At 66.9% G+C, this 19,010-nt stretch carries 15 protein-coding genes; 6 read left to right on the forward strand and 9 right to left on the reverse strand.

Features of this window, described 5'->3' with window-relative positions; all coding sequences use genetic code 11:
* Positions 1 to 74 precede the first annotated feature (74 nt).
* Entirely contained in the window at positions 75 to 839 is a 765-nt protein-coding gene (locus tag AAF604_01640) for a hypothetical protein (GenBank protein ID MEM7048324.1), read from the forward strand.
* Positions 840 to 977: 138 nt separating this feature from the next.
* Here the strand turns inward: AAF604_01640 and AAF604_01645 are convergent, their stop codons facing one another.
* On the reverse strand, positions 978 to 2,255 hold the full coding sequence (locus tag AAF604_01645) for a DUF1501 domain-containing protein (GenBank protein MEM7048325.1): 1,278 nt from the start codon (positions 2,253 to 2,255) through the stop codon (positions 978 to 980).
* A 209-nt stretch (positions 2,256 to 2,464) separates the two neighbouring features.
* Positions 2,465 to 4,420 (reverse strand): DUF1800 domain-containing protein, encoded by a 1,956-nt coding sequence (locus AAF604_01650; protein ID MEM7048326.1) that lies wholly within the window; start codon positions 4,418 to 4,420, stop codon positions 2,465 to 2,467.
* A gap of 162 nt (positions 4,421 to 4,582) precedes the next feature.
* Here AAF604_01650 and AAF604_01655 point away from each other — a divergent pair, with 162 nt between their 5' ends.
* The 4 genes from AAF604_01655 to AAF604_01670 all read left to right on the forward strand — a co-directional run bounded on the left by AAF604_01655 (position 4,583) and on the right by AAF604_01670 (position 8,664).
* Positions 4,583 to 5,158 (forward strand): ECF-type sigma factor, encoded by a 576-nt coding sequence (locus AAF604_01655; protein ID MEM7048327.1) that lies wholly within the window; start codon positions 4,583 to 4,585, stop codon positions 5,156 to 5,158.
* Position 5,159: 1 nt separating this feature from the next.
* Positions 5,160 to 7,934: a tetratricopeptide repeat protein gene (locus tag AAF604_01660; GenBank protein MEM7048328.1), complete on the forward strand. Its 2,775-nt coding sequence runs from the start codon at positions 5,160 to 5,162 to the stop codon at positions 7,932 to 7,934.
* A gap of 81 nt (positions 7,935 to 8,015) precedes the next feature.
* Complete coding sequence (locus AAF604_01665) at positions 8,016 to 8,258, forward strand: Arc family DNA-binding protein (protein ID MEM7048329.1); 243 nt, start codon at positions 8,016 to 8,018, stop codon at positions 8,256 to 8,258.
* Positions 8,259 to 8,271: 13 nt separating this feature from the next.
* Entirely contained in the window at positions 8,272 to 8,664 is a 393-nt protein-coding gene (locus tag AAF604_01670; protein ID MEM7048330.1) for a type II toxin-antitoxin system VapC family toxin, read from the forward strand.
* Between the two features lie 47 nt (positions 8,665 to 8,711).
* On the opposite strand, the gene AAF604_01675 is transcribed toward AAF604_01670, so the two are convergent.
* The 7 genes from AAF604_01675 to AAF604_01705 form a co-directional block, all read right to left on the reverse strand.
* A complete protein-coding gene (locus AAF604_01675; GenBank protein MEM7048331.1) occupies positions 8,712 to 10,616 on the reverse strand; it encodes a monovalent cation:proton antiporter-2 (CPA2) family protein in 1,905 nt (634 codons plus the stop codon).
* Positions 10,616 to 11,236 carry an NAD(P)H-dependent oxidoreductase gene (locus AAF604_01680; GenBank protein MEM7048332.1) on the reverse strand — a complete coding sequence of 207 codons (621 nt, stop codon included), beginning with the start codon at positions 11,234 to 11,236 and terminating at the stop codon, positions 10,616 to 10,618. Before AAF604_01680 ends, AAF604_01675 begins: the two co-directional genes overlap by 1 nt.
* Before the next feature lie 152 nt (positions 11,237 to 11,388).
* On the reverse strand, positions 11,389 to 12,654 hold the full coding sequence (locus AAF604_01685) for a PQQ-dependent sugar dehydrogenase (GenBank protein ID MEM7048333.1): 1,266 nt from the start codon (positions 12,652 to 12,654) through the stop codon (positions 11,389 to 11,391).
* 89 nt (positions 12,655 to 12,743) lie between these two features.
* A complete protein-coding gene (locus AAF604_01690) occupies positions 12,744 to 13,124 on the reverse strand; it encodes a hypothetical protein (protein MEM7048334.1) in 381 nt (126 codons plus the stop codon).
* A gap of 19 nt (positions 13,125 to 13,143) precedes the next feature.
* Positions 13,144 to 14,520 carry a hypothetical protein gene (locus tag AAF604_01695; protein MEM7048335.1) on the reverse strand — a complete coding sequence of 459 codons (1,377 nt, stop codon included), beginning with the start codon at positions 14,518 to 14,520 and terminating at the stop codon, positions 13,144 to 13,146.
* 431 nt (positions 14,521 to 14,951) lie between these two features.
* The gene (gene katG, locus AAF604_01700) at positions 14,952 to 17,150 is read right to left on the reverse strand and encodes a catalase/peroxidase HPI (GenBank protein MEM7048336.1); all 2,199 of its coding nucleotides are present in this window, start codon (positions 17,148 to 17,150) and stop codon (positions 14,952 to 14,954) included.
* A 111-nt stretch (positions 17,151 to 17,261) separates the two neighbouring features.
* Positions 17,262 to 17,696 carry a Fur family transcriptional regulator gene (locus tag AAF604_01705; protein ID MEM7048337.1) on the reverse strand — a complete coding sequence of 145 codons (435 nt, stop codon included), beginning with the start codon at positions 17,694 to 17,696 and terminating at the stop codon, positions 17,262 to 17,264.
* A gap of 209 nt (positions 17,697 to 17,905) precedes the next feature.
* On the opposite strand from AAF604_01705, the gene AAF604_01710 reads away from it, so the two are divergent.
* A complete protein-coding gene (locus AAF604_01710) occupies positions 17,906 to 19,006 on the forward strand; it encodes an efflux RND transporter periplasmic adaptor subunit (protein MEM7048338.1) in 1,101 nt (366 codons plus the stop codon).
* The last annotated feature ends 4 nt before the right edge of the window (positions 19,007 to 19,010 follow it).

Below are 19,010 nucleotides of genomic sequence, written 5' to 3' on the forward strand. Positions count from 1 at the left end.
GCAGAGCCATGAAATCGGGTCCGAGCGGTGCCGACGGCACAGCCCTCGGCCCCTCCCGCAAGAGGAGATTCAACTTGAGGAAAAGCACCAGAGCCTTTTGCAGCCTTCTCCTGATCACCGCCCTCGGCTGGCCCTTGCTGGCCGCCGACAAACCCACCGAGGCCGCCCACCAATACGAATTCGCCGATGAGCAGGAGTTCCTCTCCCAGGCCGGGCCGGAGTGGACCGCCGTCGGCCCTTCCCGCTGGCAAAGGCAGGAGGCCGACGGCTCCATCCTCCGCCTCGGCTTCGGTCTCGCCGCCCTGCAGCAGGATCTCGACCAGGTCCGCAGCCAGCGGGAAGAGATCAGCGCACGGCTTGCCGATCTCAAGGCGAGCGGTTCGCGCTATTTCGAGCTGCGCCGGACGTTGCTCACCCTGGAGGCCGAGATCGACTTCCTGGAGCGCCAGCTCACCACCGAAACCGCGACGGCGACCAGCTCCGGCAACGTCTGCAGCGGCGGCTACAGTCTCACCGCCGAGGCCGACGCGGGCGGTTCCTGGGGCCTCGGGTCGGCGCAGTCCAAGTTCACGGCCCCCGGTCCGTTCTCTCCCTACACCAAAGAAATCTTCGCTTCGGTGATCGTCAACTCGAATCGCGGCAGCAACAGCGACTGGGACAGCACCACCTTCGTCGGAGGCTGCTGCTACCAGGTCAACGCCTCCGCTTCGGTGCTCGGCGGTACCTGGTGCTCGGTCGCGAGCCGCGCCTACTTCCAGGTTTCCAACGGCTGCACCGCTTACCGATCCCTGTGGCGCGCCGCCGCCTGCGAAGGCATTGGAGGCGGACCGGATTTCTGAGGAAACCGCTGAGGAGCTCGCGCTAGCGCGAAAAAAATGAGCCCGCTGGGAGTCCCCTCCCAGCGGGCTTCTCGCTTGGCGATGCGTCAAGCCCCGATACCGCCCGCCTCACGGGGCGGCACCAAGGCCCTGGCCTCTTCACGCTCGCCGAAAAACGGACAAACCGCCCCCGGACCAACCGGGGAAGAGAGCGGAACGGTCGGCGATCTTCAGGTGGTGACCGGCGACCTCCGAGAACACCGCCCGAAAATCCGTCGTCACCGGCAGGTCCCGGCCCTCGTAAAGCAGGTCCCGATCGAGCCCCGGGAAGCTGCCGTGGACACGGCCTCCATCGACCTCACCGCCGAGCACGAAGAGGCAGCTGCCGTGGCCGTGATCAGTGCCGCCGGAGCCGTTCTCCGCCACCGTGCGCCCGAACTCCGTCATGGTCATCAGAGTGACGTCGTCGCGGAAGGTTCCCAGGTCGGTCCAGAAGGCGGCGATCGAGTCCGCCAGGTCGCGGGCCCGGCGGGCGAAGGAGCCCTGGGCGGTGCCCTGCTGAACGTGGGTGTCCCAGCCGCCGGATTCGGCGAAGGCGACCTCGAGACCGACGTCGGACTTGATCAGGAAGGCGATCTGCTGCATCGCCCGGCCCAACGGGCTGCGCGGATAGCGCGCCTGGCGCGACGGCCGGTAGCGCGAGACGTCGAGCTTCTCGAGGGTGTCGACGGCCTCGAAGGTCTCCTGCGCGGTGTCCTGCAACAGTCGCTGGGAGGTCTCGCCATAGAGGGCCTCGAATCCCTGACTGGCGACCTGACCGGAGCCGTCAGCCGCGCGACGATCGACCCGGAAGCGCCGCAGGTCGGCGACCGCCAGAGCCGGTTCCGGGCCGTAGAGGGAACGCGGCATGGCGGTGGTCAAAGAGACGGCGCGAAACGGCGTCGCGTCGTGACCGAGCTGACCAGCGACCCGGTTGAGCCAGCCATCGGGCGTGCCTTTGCGACCGGGAGTGCCGGACTCCATGTAGTCCTGGGCGTCGAAGTGGGAGCGCGTCGCATCCGGCGAGCCGACGGCATGGACGATCGCCAAGCGACGGTCCTGCCAGAAGGTCTCGAGGGGCCGGAGGGCGGGATGAAGCCCGAAGCCGACGCCGAGGTCGAGGGCCCCTTCCTCACCGGCTCGCCGGGCCAGGCTCATGGCGAGGCGAGGGCGCAGCCGCCGCAACGCCGCGTCGTCCGCCGGCGGCACCGCCATCAACCCGTCCATGGCACCGCGCTGGAAGATCGTCACCAGCGTCTTGCGCCGGTGGAAGGGCTGCGGTCCGGCGGTCGCCAGAGCGGCGCGATGGAGAAAATTCGGCCCGGCCCCGAGGGCGACGAGGGCCACTCCCCCAGCCTTCAGAAAGGCGCGGCGATTCAGTGCGGTGGGTCGACTCATGAGGTTCTTCTCCTTGCAGCGGTTCGGGGCTAGCCCGGCCTGCTCACGAGGTTTCCTCGCGAGAGGCCGTAGGTTCTTGAAGATGCAAGGCATCCGTCGCTGCCACGACGCCGCCGTACTCGACTCACTGCGAGGAGAGCAGGCGACGGATAACGCAGCAGATTCGGGGACATGCGGACGCGCAGCGGAAAGCTCGTGAGAAGTTCGGGCTAGCGACGCTGGAATTCCGGCGAACCGAGGATCAAGCCCACCACGTAAGCGGTGGCGCTGGGCGGCGACGAGACGGCGACGGACATCGAACGGCGACGGGAGCGCGGCCCGTCCCAGGGCAACAGGCGATCGTCCATCGCCCCGGAAGGTGCCGCCTGGGCGGCTTCGGCCACCTTGTCGGCGAAGGATGGATCGCGCACCACCGGCAACAGACGATCGAGGGTGGGCGACGGATCACGCTCCGGCAGAAGCACCGGCAGGAAAGCCTCGAGGGCTTCCTCGGCCGAGGCCGGCTCGCGCCGTTCGAGGAGCTCTTCGAGATCGAAACGCACGCCCGGAACCCGCCCGCCGGCGAGCTCGAGGCCGAAGGTCATACGCGCCAGCAGCGAACCGGTATTGACCCAGTTCTCGGCGCTGTCGGGAAAGCCCGTCGGCGCCTGATAGGCATAGATCGGCTGGCCGCTCTGGATCACCCACTCGAGAACGCCGCGGGCCTCGGCGACCTCCGCATCGAGGGCGCGCAGGGCGGAGGCCGCGACCTCGAAGGGCGACTTGATCTTGCTCTGGCGCGCTTCCGGCTGCCAGAAGGCCGGGTGATAGGCGAGGCGACGGATCAACTCCGCCAGATCGCCCTGGCTGGCCAAGAAGCTGTCCGCCAAGTCTTCCACCAGCGGCGCCGGTGGCTCGTCGGCGACGAACCGGGTCGCCACCTTGGCCGCCAGGTGACGCGCCGTCGAGGGGTGAGCGGCCAGGAGATCGAGGACCGCGAGGCCGTCTTCGATACCGCGGCCGGCCGGCAGCTTCTTCCCCAGCACCCGCTTGCTGCCGGCGTCGTGGGCATCGGCCCGGAACAAGAAGTCGCCTTCGAACACGAACCCGGCATCGGCCGGTAGGCGACGGGCCTGACCGAGCCGCCGGCGAACGCTGTCGTCGGTCATCCGTCCTGGCGGAATCAGGGTCCAGCCGGTGAAGGCGCGCGCCACCTCGACGACGTCCTCCTGGTCGTAGCCGCCGTCGACGCCGAGGGTGTGGAGCTCGAGGAGCTCGCGGGCGTAGTTCTCGTTCAGACCCTGAGGACGACGCGAGGCACGCTGCTCATCGCCACCGCCGCGGGCTGCACTGCCGCGGGCAGCACTGCCGCGCGCCGCACCGCGCCGACCGAAGCCGGATCGACCGCCGCGACGCTGCCGCAGGTAGCGGTCGGGATCGAAGGTGGTGCGAGCCCCCGGTTCCGCCACCGAGCGAGCGTTGTCGAGATAGAGCAGCATCGCCGGGTGCTTGGCGGTGGCCTCCAGCAGAGCGCGAAAATCACCCACCACGTGCGGCCGGATGGCATCGCGCTCATAGGTCATCACGAAGGAGCGCACGTCGTTGTCGGCAAGGGACACATTGAAGTGGTTGAACCAGAATTCGGTGAGCACTTCGTGAAGCTGGTTCTCGCCGTAGACCGCGCGGTAGAGCTTCTGGCGATAGAGATCCGCCATCAGCTCCCGCTGGGGACGAAATCCCTCCTCCTGCATGGCACTGCGAAACTCCCGACGCAGGGCGGAACGATCGCCCTCCTCCATCGCCTGGGTCGCCTCCATGTCGAGGTCGAGCTTGCCCTCGCGCTGACGCTGACGCAGGACGATCCCCGGGTTGGGATAGCGCTCGAGAATTTCCCGCTGCTCGAGGCCGAGACTCTCGAGACCGGCCAAACGCGGCGCCAAAGCAGTCTCCGGGAGGTTGCCGGCGAGCTGGGCCTCGAGCCAGCGCTCGAGACCCAACTCGACCACCCGGTCGATGTCGCCCGGCCGGGCCCCGTAGGCGAAGCGATCCAGCAGGTGGGCGGCCGCCTGGCGCTCGCTCAGGCCGGCCTCGCGCCAGGGCAAGGTCGGAGCCTCGGCCACCGCCGGTGGCGCCACCGCGACCAGGAGAAAGAACGCTGCGAGGGTGTCGAGTCTTGGCAGTTTCATGGTCGTTGAGAGCTTCCTCGGGAGTCGCTGCGGTTGTCGTTCAGGGCGTGAAACCCACCGACCGGCGAATCCTTGCGGTGAGACCTGGAGAAAACTCGCCGGGAGGGTGGCGCCGGCACTGCTAGCATGACCGGCGAACCTGGGGGAAACGGAGCGGGATCCATGGAGCACGACGAGGCGGCGCGCCAAAACCTGATCGCGGGCAAGCTCAGCGGTCCGGCCTACTCGCAGGAGGCGATCGAGGAAGCCCTGCCGGTGGTCTACGGCGAGCTCAAGCGTCTCGCGGCCCACTTCTTGCGCGGCGAGAGGCGGGACAACTCGCTGGTCACCACCGAGCTGGTGCACGAGGCCTACATGCGCATCTTCACCGGCGAAGAGGTCTCCTTCACCGACCGCAAGCACTTCTTCTCCACTGCCGCCATGTCGATGCGGCGCATCCTGGTCGACCGGGCGCGGCGGCGCAGCGCCTCGAAGCGCATTCCCCGAGAGATGATCTCGCCGATCGACGCCGCCTTCGATGCCGCCGAGGAGCCGGACCTCGAGGTGCTGGCCCTCGACCGCGCCCTCGACCAGCTCGGCCGCATCGATCCGCGCCAAGCGCAGATCGTCGAGCTGCGCTACTTCGGCGGCCTGACCGAGAACGAAGTCTGCAAGATTCTCGATCTTTCCCGCGCCACCGTGTCGCGCCAGATGGTCGCTGCCAAGCTGTGGCTCAAACGACAGATGCGGGCGACCTGAGATGGACACCACCGAACCGGTCCCGTCGGCGGATCTCGCGCGCCACCGGCGCATCGCCCAGATCGTCGCCGAAGCCCTCGAGCGCCACGCCGACGAGCGCTACGCCTTTCTCGACCAGGCCTGCGGCGACGACCTCGAAATGCGCGCCGAGGTCGAGGATCTGCTCGATCAGGCCACCGAGGACCTCGAAGATCCCACCCAGTCGACGGACGTCTTCGCCTACCTCGAGCAGTCCTTCCAGGAGCCCGCCGACGCCTATCCCAGCGAGATCGGCAACTACCGCATCGTCGAGCCCTTGGGCAGCGGTGGCATGGGCGCGGTCTTCCTCGCCGAGCAATCGCAACCGGTCAAACGCCAGGTGGCCCTCAAGCTGATGCACGCCAGCCTGCGCAGCCCGCGCGCCCTCGGCCGCTTCGAGGCCGAGCGCAACGCCCTCGCCCGCATCGCCCACCCCAACGTGGCGCAGCTCTACGAAGCCGGGACCACCGACGATGGCTTCCCCTTCTTCGCCATGGAGCACATCCCCCAGGGCGAGCCGATCACACGCTTCTGCGACGCCGAGAAGCTCTCCATCGAAGACCGCCTCGAGCTCTTCATCGCCGTCTGCCGTGGAGTGCACAGCGCCCATCAGAAGGGCGTGCTGCACCGTGACCTCAAGCCCGGCAATGTCTTGGTGACCAAGCTCGAGGACGGCCGCGCCATTCCCAAGGTGATCGACTTCGGCCTCGCCAAGGCGATCGGCGACCTGCGGTTGACGGACGAGACTCAGCTCACCGCTCTCCACGCCATTGGAACACCCGCCTACATGAGCCCCGAGGCTCGCTTGGCGGTGCAGGATGTCGACACCCGCTCCGACGTCTATTCCCTCGGCGTCATGCTCTTCGAGCTCCTCACCGGCGTCCGCCCGAGCGATGGCGAGGGGGGTTCGCGGGAAGAATCGGTCAAGCAGCGCCGACCGAGCAACCGGGTGACCCGCCTCGATGGCGAGCAAAGCCGCGACATCGCCGCCGAGCGTCGGCTCGAGCAGCGCGAGCTGCCGAAGCGCCTGCGCGGCGACCTCGACTGGATTGTGGTCAAGGCGCTGGCCGACGAGCCGGAGCGCCGTTACGCTTCCGCCGCTGAGCTGGCGGCGGACCTGCAGCGTCATCTCGATGCCGAGCCCATCATCGCCCGGCCACCGAGCGCCGGCTACCGCTTCGGAAAGTTCTTCCAGCGACACAGAGTGGCGGCGGTGGCGGCGACGCTGGTGCTGGCCGCCCTGGTCGGCGGCTTCATCGCCACTTCCCTCGCCCTGGTGCGGGCGCGCCAAGCGGAGGCCGAGGCGCGGCGCTCGCAAACCGAATCTCAGCAAGTCTCCGAGTTCCTGACCGGGCTGTTCCAGGTCTCCGATCCGGGCCGCGAGCGTGGCAGTGAGGTGACCGCCCGGGAGCTCCTCGACGAAGGTGCCGCCCGGATTCGCGAAGATCTCGACGATCAGCCCTTGGTGCAGGCTCGGCTGATGCGCACCATCGGCGACGTCTACGTCCGCCTCGGCCTCTACGAACCCGCCAGCACCATCCTGACGGACGCCGTGGGCGTCCTCCGCAACCTGCCCGATCCGCCCCGCCTCGAGCTCGCCGAGACCCTCCAGTCGCTGGGCTACAGCCATGAGAAACAGGCCGACCTCGAAACCGCCGAGGCGGAGATTCGCAGGTCTCTCGAGATGCTCACCGGCGACGACCGCGACAGCGGACTGCTGCGCGCCGAGGGCCACCGCATCCTGGGAGTGATTTTCAACAGCGCCGGGCGCTACGAACAGGCGGTGGAGCAGTTCCGCCTGGCTCTCGACCTCTGGCGCCAGCTCGCCGTCGACGACCTCGAGATCGCCAAGGAGCTCTCGAACCTCGGTCTCGCCGAGCTTCGCCTCGGGCAGTACCCACAAGCCCAAAGTCGCCTCGAAGAGTCGGTGGCGCGCTGGCAAGCGAGCGGTGGAGACGAGTTTCTCTCCGCCAACGCCTGGACCAACCTGGGGCTCGCCCACTATCGCCAGCGCCACCTCGACGAGGCCCTCGCCGCCCATCGGCGAGCCCTCACCATCCGCGAGAAATGGCTCGAGGACGACCATCCCGACCTCGCCGGAAGCCTCTACAGCGTCGGCACCATGCTCGCCGAAACCGGCGACCACGCCGGCGCTCTGGATCACATCGGACGCGCCACCGGCATCCTCGAAGCCACCCTCGGTAGCCAGCATCCCAACGTCGCCGCCGCCTACGAGGGCATGGCGGTGATGAACCACTCCTACCTCGGCGACCTCGACGCCGCCGAGCGCCTCTACCGCAAGGTTCTGACCATTCGCGAAGCCATCGCTCCGGGCCACCCGGACCTCGCGGCCACTCTGCGGCGTCTGGGGGACGTCTACGTGCAACGCCAGAGCTACGGCCAGGCGCGGCCGATTCTCGAACGCTCCCTGCGCATCCGGCGTGCCGCCCTCGACGCCGACCATCCCCACATCGCCGAAAGCCTCGGCGCCCTCGGATCCCTCGACCTCGCCACCGGCCGCCTACCGCAAGCGGAGACCGCCCTGCGCCAGGCACTGGCCATCCACGAGGCCAAGTCGAGCCCCGAGGACCCGGAGTTCGGCTTGACGGTGCTCAACCTGGCGCGGGTCCTGACCCAGAATGGGACGCCCGGCGAGGCGCGTCCGCTCTACGACCGCGCCATCGAGATGATGGCCGACATCGAGCCACTGGAGGGCGAGCTGGCCGAAGCTCAACAAGAGCGCGAAGCCCTACGCTGAGCCGAACCAAGCCGGCAGATCGAAGAGAACGAAAGCCACCTGAGCGCAGGCATGCCTGCATTTGAGTGCTACCATGCCTGCATGGCTAGGCAACTCACCATTCGCAGGGTTCCCGACGAGGTCGCCGAGAGCCTCGCCACCCTCAGTCGGACGAAGGGCCAAAGCATCAACACCATCGTGCTGCAGATCCTGCAGGAAGCGGTGGGTCATGACGAGCGACGAAAGCGCTTGCTGCGCTACGCAACCTGGACCGAGGACGAGGCCGACGAGTTTGCGCAGCTTGTCGCGCACCAGCGCACTATCGAGAGCCGCGACTGGGAATGACACCGTGACTCTGATGCTCGACACTTCTGCCTACATCGGACTGCGCCGAGGTCACCCGCTCGTTCTCGATGCGATGGCAGAAGCATCGAACATTCTTCTGCCCACCACGGTGCTGGGCGAGCTCGAGGCAGGCTTCGAGCTCGCCGCCCGCTCGGCAGAGAATCGCGCCGCCCTCGAAGACTTCCTGGCGGAGCCCTTCGTTGCGATTCGACCGATCACTCGGCAGGTCGCTCAGCAGTACGGCAAGCTGTTCGCGGCCCTGCGGAGGGCCGGCACTCCGATTCCCCTCAACGACGTCTGGATCGCCGCCGCCAGCGTCGTGGCCGGCGCTCGGCTCCTCACCTTCGACCACCACTTCGAGAGGATTTCAGGTCTCGACCTGAGACGCCTGAAAGCGGACGAATAGTCGACCTCGTTGGAGGCTAATCAGTCCCCTTCGGCGGTCGTGCGCCTTCACGCTCCCTCGACCTCCTGGTCCGGCGTCTCGATGCCGAGGCGCGCGTCGTCCTTCGGCGGTGGGACCCAGCCGCGCTCGGTGGAATCGTGGCGCTCGGCGGCGCGATCCGCTTTCATGAGATCGAACAACTCACCGGCCCGCGCCCGGGCGACATCGATATAGCTTCGGTCGACACCGCCCTCGAGCCAGCGTTCGCGCAGCGACTCGAGCATGCCGCGATCGTGCTGGCGGAAGGAGCGTGCCTGGCGCTCGGCCTTGAAGGGATGGGTGCCGAGCTCGATCAGGGCAAGACGGCCGGCGGAGGTCGCGGCCTCGAAGAGCTCCTGCACGACCTGGTGCGCCCCGGCCTGCTCGAGCTCGTAGACGTGATGGCGATCCACCGCCCGGGCGATGATGCGGCAGTTTGGGTGGTGGCGGGCAACGTGCTCGACGAGCAGGGTCTGGCGCTCGCGGTCATCGAGGGCCGCCACGAACAGCCGCGCTTCGTCGGCACCGGCGGCGTGCAGCAGGTCGGGGCGGGTGGCGTCACCGTAGTAGGTCTTGAGACCGATCTGGCGCCACAGGTCGATCAGCGCCGGATCGTGGTCGAGAACCACCACCCGGTAGCCGTTGGTGATCAACATGCGGCTGACCACCTCGCCGAAGCGCCCGACGCCGGTGACGACGGCGGTTCCCTGCTCGTCGATCTCGTCCGCGTCCCGCTCCGTCTCGTCGTCGCTGCGCGGCGCGATCAGCTTCTCGTAGAGGATGAACAGCAGCGGCGTCAGCAGCATGGTGATCGCCACCACCAGAGTGAGAATCTGGGTCACCGCCGGCGCCAGCACCCCGGCCCCCTCGGCGAATCCGAACAGCACGAAGGCGAACTCGCCGGCCTGGGCCAAGGCGAGGGCGAAGAGCCAGCGCACCTTGCCGCGCAGCCCGAAGGAGCGCGCCAGCAGGAGCAGGATCACCAGCTTGACCACCATCAGAGCGAGGGCGGCACCGAAGATCCGAACCGGTTGCCCGAAGAGGAGCTCGAAATCGATGCCGGCACCGACGGAGATGAAGAACAAACCGAGGAGCAGCCCCTTGAAGGGCGCGATGTCGCTTTCGAGCTCGTGACGGTACTCGCTACCGGAGAGCACCACGCCGGCGAGGAAGGTGCCGAGGGCCGGCGACAGGCCGACCCGGTCCATCGCCAGGGCGATGCCCACCACCAGCAGCAGCGCCGCGGCGGTGAAGATCTCGCGCAGCCGCGATTCGGCGATGAAGCGGAAGGTCGGGCGCATCAGGAACCGCCCGGCGAGGATGATCGCCGCGATCACTCCGAGAATCGCCAGGGTCTGGAGCCACGCCGGCAGCCCCTCGAGCCCCCCACCATGGTGACCGGCGGCCTCGCCGTGGGCCCCACTGCCGACGGCGAGCAGCGGCATCAGGGCGAGCATCGGAATGACCGCGATGTCCTGGAACAGCAGCACCGAAAAGGCCGACTGCCCCGCCGGAGCCTTCATCCAGCCCTTTTCTTCGAGGGTCTGGAGCACGATGGCCGTCGAGGACAGGGCGAGAACCATCGCCACCGCCAAGGCGCTGCGCCACGGCAGCTCGAAGGCGAGGGCCACGCCAAACAGCAAAAGGGTCGTGCCCACCACCTGCAGGCCCCCCAATCCGAGGAGCTTGGTGCGCATGCGCCAGAGCATGGCGGGCCGCAGCTCGAGGCCCACCAGAAAGAGCATCATCACGACGCCGAACTCGGCGAAGTGCTTGACCTCCTTGGTTTCGGCTCCGACCAATCCGAGCACTGGCCCGATGACGATGCCGGCGAGCAGATAGCCGAGCACCGAGCCCAGGCCGAGACGCTTGGCGATCGGCACCGCCACCACCGCCGCCAGCAGGTAGAGAGAGGCGTCGCTGAGAAACTCCATCAGACGGCTCCCGCGGCCGGAGTGATGAGCTCGTCGAGGCCATCCGAGAGGGTCAAGCGGTCGGCAGCACCGGCGACATCGAGGCGATCGTCGGCCAGCGCATCGAGTAGTCGCTGGTAGTCGCGGACGTGCTCATCGAGGCGCTGTTCATCGCGCGCATGGCCGGCGGCGAAGAGAGCAAAGGGCGGCAGATAGCGCATCCGGCAGAGGTACATGGTCTGCTCGAAGGGCGCGAACAGCTCGCGCAGCTCGAAACGGTTGACGCCGGTGCGGCAGTACACCTCGCGCCGCCCGCCGGTGGTCACCGCGCTGACGAAGAGCTTGCCCTCGAGGGCCCGACCCTCGGATCCATAGGCGAAGCCGTACTCAAGCACCAGATCCTGCCACTCCTTGAGAATCGCCGGACTGGAGTACCAGTAGACCGGATGGTGAAAGACCAGGACGTCGTGCTCCCGCAGGCGTTCCTGCTCGCGCTCGACGTCGATCTCGAAGGTCGGATACTCGGCATAGAGGTCGACGAAGGTCACTGCCGGATGCCGCTGCGGAACCTCCGCCAGCACCACATTCGCCTCCGAGCGATCCGTCCGTGGGTGGGCAAACAACACCAGGATCTTCTTCATCCGCTCCTTCCCCAGCACCAGTCATCGAAGATTTCTAACGAAGCCCGACAACCGGCAGAGGGCAGAACGAATTCCAGCGACCGTCGAAAGACCGCTATCGACAAAGGTTATTGGCAGGCCTTCGCGGACGCCGGCCGAAGCGGAGTGGAGCCTCAGCCCCGGGTTCTCTGACCGCGACGCATCTGAGTCGCCGACCAGCCCCCGGTGTCGCCACTCTCGAAGCCGTCGGCGAAGATCACCGACATCCGCAGCTCGAAGAGGGTCGAGCCATCGGTCGCGAAGAGACGGCCTTCCCGGTCCTCCCCGAAGGCCTGCACACCGGACAAGCTGATCGGGAGCAGAGTGCTGCTCCAGGTGCCGCCGCCGTTGTCGGCGGCCCACAGATTTCCGCTGCAGAAGTCACCGTAGATGTAGCGCCCGACCAAGGGCGGAGCCGCCGGTCCGCGGTAGACATAGCCGCCGGTGATCGAGCAATCGCCGTTCGACTGGTCGTAGTCGAAGGCCGGCGCGGTGTAGGCGGAATCGAAACACGACGGCGTGGTGGCGGGGCAATCCGAGTTGATCGGGTCCGGATCGAAGCAGCTCAGCCCTTCCATCACTCGCCAACCATAGTTCTGTCCACCGCCGGCGGCCGCCGGCTGATAGTTGACCTCTTCGCGCTCGTTCTGCCCGACATCGGCGATGTAGAGGTCGCCGTTGGCGCGATCGAAGCTGAAGCGCCAGGGCTGTCGCAGCCCCAAGGCCCAGACCTCCGCCCGCGGCTCGTTGACGCCGCCAAAGGGATTGTCGACGGGAATCCCATGGTAGGGCGGCGTGTCGACGTTTTGATCGACATCGAGACGCAACAGCTTGCCCTGCAGGGTATCGGCGCGCTGCGCTTTGCATTCGGGATCGGTCTGCGGTCCACCGTCCCCCAGGCCGACGTAGAGGAAACCGTCCGGCCCGAAGCCAATCTGACCGCCGCGGTGGATGTCCGTCTCTTGATCGACGACCAACAGAATGCGACCGCTCGTGGGATCGGCGACATCCGGGTCGCCCACCGACACGCGATAGCGGGCGACCACCGAATCGTCGCCGGCATCGGAGTAGTGAACGAAGAAGAATCCCGGATTCGGGTAGTCCGGATGAAAGGCGATGCTCTTGATACCGCCCTCGAAGCCGCCACCCATCAAACCGCCGATGTCGAGAAAGGTGGTGGGCGCGCTGGCGCGATCCCATACCAGGATCCGCCCCCCCTGCTGGGCGAGAAAGAGGCGCTCGTCGCCGGCATGGACGATGTCCACGAGGACCGTCAACGAGGGCAAGACGGACACCAGCTCGAGGCTGCCGAAGCCCCCCGCCAGACCGAGGCCGGGAAGCCCGAGCAGCAGTGAGAAAACCAGTCCGGCGGCCAGCCCCGTCGAAATCTGCTTGCGCATCCCGTGCTCCCCCGAGAATCGGCCCCTTTTCTCAGCCTATCAAGGCATAGACATGCACCGATTCCTGGGCTGGTGTGATCCGCGCTGCCTCAGGACACCGTCGCCGGCACCCAAACCGAGACCACCGCACTGTGATGCCCGGTGTGATGGTTCGAGAAGGCGACGTGGGAGAGCAAAGCCCGCTCGAGCGAAACACCGTTCAAGGTGTCGCGAACGAAGTCGTAGAGGCCCTCGTAGTTGTCGCCGGTGTCCTGCGTGTGCCGCTGCCAGCCAGAGCCGTTTCCCGCCCGATCTGGCAGCTCACCGTCGTACCAGAAGAGCACGCCGCGGGCGCTGCCGTCCTCCTGGTTCGAGGTCGCCAGCTTGACGCTCGCCGTCCGACTCGCCGCGAGCTGATTGGCCTTTCCGTGGAGCTCGACCAGAACCGAGTCGAGGCTACTGTCGCCGAAGGCTTTGTAAGTCCATGGCATGTTCTTCTCTCCTCCGAAGCTAAGTTTCGAGCCAGCAGGATTGACCGTGACTGTCGGCAGTACAGGTCCAAACCGGCAAGCGGAACCAGCCCCCACGACGGGCCAGAACGTCCGACAGCTTGACCCCGATCTTGGGCAGTCGCTTGCACAGGCTGCCGTTGTAGGAGTTCCAGAAGTCGCTGTTCGGCGTGTAGCCGAGGCCGACTCCGTTTTCGCCGCAAGGTCCCCAGCTGACCTGCGTGAAGTTGATGATGGCGAAGATCGAGGGTGCCACCGCCTGATAGAGAGAAAGCTCATACTGGTCGGCAGCGATTTCCTTCTCCTTCGAGCTGACGCTGCCCGAGGCCTCACCGACCAGCCCATAGAAGGCCTCGAGCTTGCCCCAGTCCTTGGCGATCGGCAGGTAGAGATTGCTGCTCTCCTCGACGATCGAGTCGATGAAGTTCGACAGATCCGTCTCGAGCTCATCGAGCTCGCCGGAGACTCCACCCTGACCGAGATGCTGGGAGATGGCCATCATCATGCCGACGGTGACCCGCAAGACCGTGAACTCGGGTCCGGCGAAGATCAGCAGATTGGCCAGGGTCGAGATCAGCCAGCTATCGCCCGAGCCTTTGGACTCGAGAGTGTTCTTGGCGATGTCATAGCGCGACTGGAACTCGGCCGCGATCGAGTTGGCGTTGATGTGCGCCTGGGTCTGGTAGTTGAAGAGGTCGACCAGGTAAGAGAGCTCCTTCTTGATCTGGTTCTGAACCGCGTGCCAAGCGCTCTTCAGGCCAGCCGGCCATTCCTGCGGAGGCTTCAGACCGGAGACGAACACCAGCAGATTGGTCGGCGCGTACTTCGACGGGTCGAGATACGCCTCGCGCACCGGAACCTCCACCGCATACTTGGCCTGCAGCTGCTGGTTGAGGTTCTTGTAGGCCGTCGCCGAATCGCCGCTGAACGGTGGATAGGGCGCCATCGCCCCGGCGGTCACCAGCTCGTAGATCCGAGCGCCGGCGGAGGGAGCCTCCGCCGCCGGATGCCACACGGTGATGGCCGCCACCGGATCGGTGCTGACCTTGGTGTGGTAGTTGCTCATCGAAATGCGGGCATTGAGCGCCACCGGCAAGGGCAGGCCGTCCAGGTAATTCGCCACCTGGCCATAGATCTCGTCGGAGGACTCACCGGCCTGCCAGGTTTCCTGGATCCATCCGGAGCCAGTCGGCACTGCGGACGGAATCTCGCCGTCGTACCAGAGCACCACCCCGCGGGCGTCCCCGTCATGGGAATCGGAAGTCCCGAGCTTGGCGCTCGTCGACTGGGCCGATGACAGAGTCCTCATCGTCTGGTCGAGATCCTGCAGCACATCGCCGATCTCGCCGTGGGTCGAGCTGCGGAAGGTCCAGGCCATAGCATCCTCCTCACCAATGAAGTTTTCGATCGACCGCAGAGGTTGTCCGCGCGCAAGGGGGCGATTCGATGCCGCCCTCGCCCCGAAGTGACGACCTCGGGCGGGGCATTTCAAGGCCCCGGTGGAGCTTCAGCAGAATGGAATCAAAGCACTGAAATAAAGGGGCTTATCGATCTTCAAGACTACAGAATGCACTGCATCGACGAATCGCAGCTGGAGCCTTCTTGGCCCGCACCCTGCACCTCGACCGATCTGCTACGGCGGAGCCGAGGAATCGAGCAAGGCCTCGGGTCGAGCTCGCAGATCGAGGCCGCGGTGGGAGCCGCGCTCCCGACCACGAAAAAAAGCCCGCCGATGAGAGCGGGCTTTCGATCCTTCCGATATGGGCCTCGCGCCAGACCGATATCGGTCTCGCACGATGCCCCGAGAGCTTAGACGAGATCGAACCGGTCGAGGTGCATGACCTTCTCCCAGGCGGCGACGAAGTCGCCGACGAACTGCTCTTCCGAGTCGTCGCTGGCGTAGACCTCGGCCAGCCCGCGGAGCTGGGAGTTCGACCCGAAGAGCAAGTCGACGCGGGTTCCGGTCCAGCGGATCGCGCCACTGCTGCGGTCCTTGCCCTCGAAGACGCCCTCGGTCGGAGAGGGCTGCCAATCGATCCCCATGTCGAGCAGGTTGACGAAGAAGTCCCGGCTGAGGGTCTCGGGCCGATCGGTGAAGACGCCGTGGCGAGCCCGTCCGGTGTTGGCGTTCAGCGAGCGCAAACCGCCGACCAGGGCCGTCATCTCCGGCGCCGTCAGGTTGAGCATGAAAGCGCGCTCCACCAGCAGCTCCTCCGGCGACCGCCCGTGACCATTGGCGAGGTAGTTGCGGAAGCCATCCGCCGTCGGCTCGAGCACGGCGAAGGATTCGACATCGGTGTGGTCCTGGGAGGCGTCGGTGCGCCCCGGAGCGAAAGCCACCTTCACGGCGTGACCGGCCTTCTCGGCGGCGGCTTCGACGGCGGCACTGCCGCCGAGGACGATGATGTCGGCCAGCGAGACCCCCTTGCCGTTGCTCTGCGCGGCGTTGAAGTCGGATCGAATCCGCTCCAAGGTGGCGAGGACGCCGGTCAGCCTCGCCGGATCGTTGACCGCCCAGTCTTTTTGCGGCGCCAGGCGCAGACGGCCGCCATTGGCCCCACCGCGCTTGTCGGTACCGCGGAAGCTCGCCGCCGCCGCCCAGGCGGTGGACACGAGATCGGCGATCGAGAGTCCTGAAGCCAAGATCTTGGCCTTGAGGTCGGCAATGTCCTGGTCGCCGATCAGACTGTGGTCGATGGCCGGGATCGGGTCTTGCCAGAGCTGCGCCTCGCTCGGAACCTCGGGCCCCAAGTAGCGGGACTGCGGCCCCAGGTCGCGGTGGGTGAGCTTGAACCAGGCCTTGGCGAAGGCGTCGGCGAACTGGTCCGGGTTCTCGTGGAAACGCTTCGAAATCGGCCCGTAGATGGGGTCGAAGCGCAGCGCGAGATCGGTGGTCAGCATCATCGGTGCATGCTTTTTGGTGGGATCCTGGGCATCCGGCACGGTGCCGGCGCCACCGGCGTCCTTGGGCCGCCACTGAGTCGCTCCGGCCGGGCTCTGGTACTGCTCCCATTCGAACTCGAAAAGATTGTCGAAGAAAGCGTTGTCCCACTTCGCCGGGGCGTCGGTCCAGGCACCTTCGAGGCCGCTGGTGATGGTGTCGCTGCCGGCACCGCTGCCGAAGTTGTTCTTCCAACCCAGACCCTGTTCCTCGATGCTGCCACCCTCGGGCTCGGGACCGACATGATCGTCCGGGTTCGCCGCACCGTGAGCCTTGCCAAAGGTGTGGCCGCCGGCGATCAAGGCCACCGTTTCCTCGTCGTTCATCGCCATGCGGGCGAAGGTCTCGCGAATGTCGTGGGCCGCCGCGAGCGGGTCGGGATGGCCGTTGGGGCCCTCCGGGTTGACGTAGATCAAACCCATCTGAACCGCCGCCAGCGGCGTCTCGAGCTGGCGCTCGCCGCTGTAGCGCTCGTCTCCCAACCAGGTGCCCTCCGGTCCCCAGTAGATGCCGTCCTCGGGCTGCCAGACGTCGGCCCGGCCGCCGGCGAAGCCGAAGGTCTTGAAGCCCATCGATTCGAGGGCGCAGTTGCCGGTGAAAACCATCAAGTCGGCCCAGGAGATCTTGCGCCCGTACTTCTGCTTGATCGGCCACAGCAACCGTCGCGCCTTGTCGAGATTGGCGTTGTCCGGCCAGCTATTGAGGGGCGCGAAGCGCAGTGTGCCGGCGGAGGCGCCGCCGCGCCCATCGTGGATGCGATAGGTCCCGGCGCTGTGCCAAGCCATACGGATGAACAGCGGTCCATAGTGACCGTAGTCGGCCGGCCACCACTCCTGCGACGCCGTCATCAAGGCGAAGAGGTCTCGCCGCAGGGCCGCGAGGTCGAGGCTCTCGAACTCGGCGGCATAGTCGAACGCCTCTCCCATCGGGTCGGCCAGGGCAGAGCCCTGATGCAGGATGCTCAGGTCGACCTGGTTCGGCCACCACTCCTGATTGGACCAGGTCGGAACGACTTCGGGACGCTGCGATTCACCGGAAAAGGGACATCCACCGACAGCTTCAGCCATGGCTCTCTCCTACGGGGTTCGGTCGAGCCGATGCCGGGATCGGCTCGACCTCTTCCCGCTCGTCGTTAGTGCTTCAGAAAAGGAGCCGTCAGCTCCGAGGTGCCGGGCGCTTCAATCCGCAGTGGAAGTCGATCGGCACTCGGGGCAGCGACCCCAATAAATCACTTCGGCCTCGTCGATCTCGAAACCCGAGTCGTCGGCGGCGTGCAGGCACGGCGCGCTGCCGATGGCGCAGTCGACGTCCTCCACCCGGCCACAGGAGCGGCAGATCAGGTGGTGGTGGTTGTCACCCACCCGGTCTTCGTAGCGCGTCGGCGAGCCCGAGGGCTCGATTCGCCGCAGCAAACCCTTGTCCACCAACGCGCCGAGGGCGTTGTACACCGACTGTCGAGAAATCACCCCGATCTCGTCGCGCACGGCCCGGGCGATGTCGTCCGCCGTCCCATGGGGCCGTTTGACCACCGCCGCCAGCACCGCGAGGCGCTGAGCGGTGACCTGTAGACCGTGCTTTCGCAGGACAGTGGAGAAGTCTCGAGGCATGACCATAGACTAGAACAAATTATGGATACTGTCAAAAATAGGATCACATACATCCAACCTTGAAACCCCGGCCGGGGGCCCGCCCGCCGATCCCACCGCGCGGTGGTGAAAGTCGATCCGAAGCGGTATGGTGACGCCATCCCCGCCGCAGCAAGCCCCCGGGGTGCTCCTTGGTTGCATCGACCCACCGAATTTCGGCGAACTAGCTGTCAGCCATGAAAAAACTCTTGCGCACCGCCGCCTTTTTTCTCGTTCTGATGCTGCTCGCCCTCGCCGCCTGGCAGGTGCGCGGCTGGCTCGCCCGCCCCCCCGAGGTGGAGGTGGTCGACGTCGTAGAGCGGGATGTCCGCCGGGTGCTCGCCCTCACCGGCCGCATCCGGCCCGAGAAGAGCAACCAGATGATTCCGGCGGTGCGGGCGCGGCTGCTCGATCTCACCCGGGAAGAAGGCCAAGCGGTGCGCACCGGTGAAGTGCTGGCGCGCCTCGACGACCGCCAGGCCCGAGCCGACCTGGCCCAGGCGCAGTCGGTCCTGCGGCGCGACCAGGACGAGCTCGACCAGCGCCGCCGAGATCTCGAGCGGGCCACGGCGCTGGCCGGCGAGCATCTCCTGCCGACCAGCGACCTCGAAGCGGCCCGCCTGGCGGCGGCGCGCAGCCAGCGGCGGGTCGAAGAGGGCGGCGAGGTGCTCGCCGAGCTCACGGCGCGCCTCGACGACTACGTCCTCAGATCGCCCCTCGATGGCTTCGTTCTCGAGCGACCGGTCGACCCGGGCCAGGTGGTGGGCCCGACGGACGTCCTCTACGAGCTGGCCACGGCGAGCGATCCCGAGGTCGAAATGGAGGTCGACGAGCGCTACTTGGGAGAGATCGTGCTCGGACAGGCTGCCCTGGTGGCTCCCCTCGGCCGGCACAGCGAGCCCTGGCCGGCCGAGATCTCCTATATCGGTCGTCGTATCGACCGCCTGAGCGGCGCCGCCATCGTGCGCCTGAAGTTTGCCGGCGAGCCCCCCGACCTGCCGGTCGGGCTGACCCTCGACGCCAACCTCGCCATCGCTGAGCATCCAGGAGCTCTGACGGTGCCGCGAGCAGCGGTCTCGGGAATCGGTGGCGAGGCCTGGGTCTTGGTGGTCGAGGACGGCCAGACCCGCCGGCGAGCGGTCGAGGTGATCGATTGGCCCGCCCCCGAGATCGTGGTGCGGTCGGGCCTGCGATCCGGCGAGCGCATCGTGCTCGACCCCCGGCAGATCACCGCCGGGACCGAGGTGCGGGCCACCCTCGTGGATCCCAGCGCAGGCGCACCCGAAGCAGGATCCTGAAACC

The organism is Acidobacteriota bacterium, assembly GCA_039028635.1.
Lineage (GTDB): Bacteria > Acidobacteriota > Thermoanaerobaculia > Multivoradales > JBCCEF01 > JBCCEF01.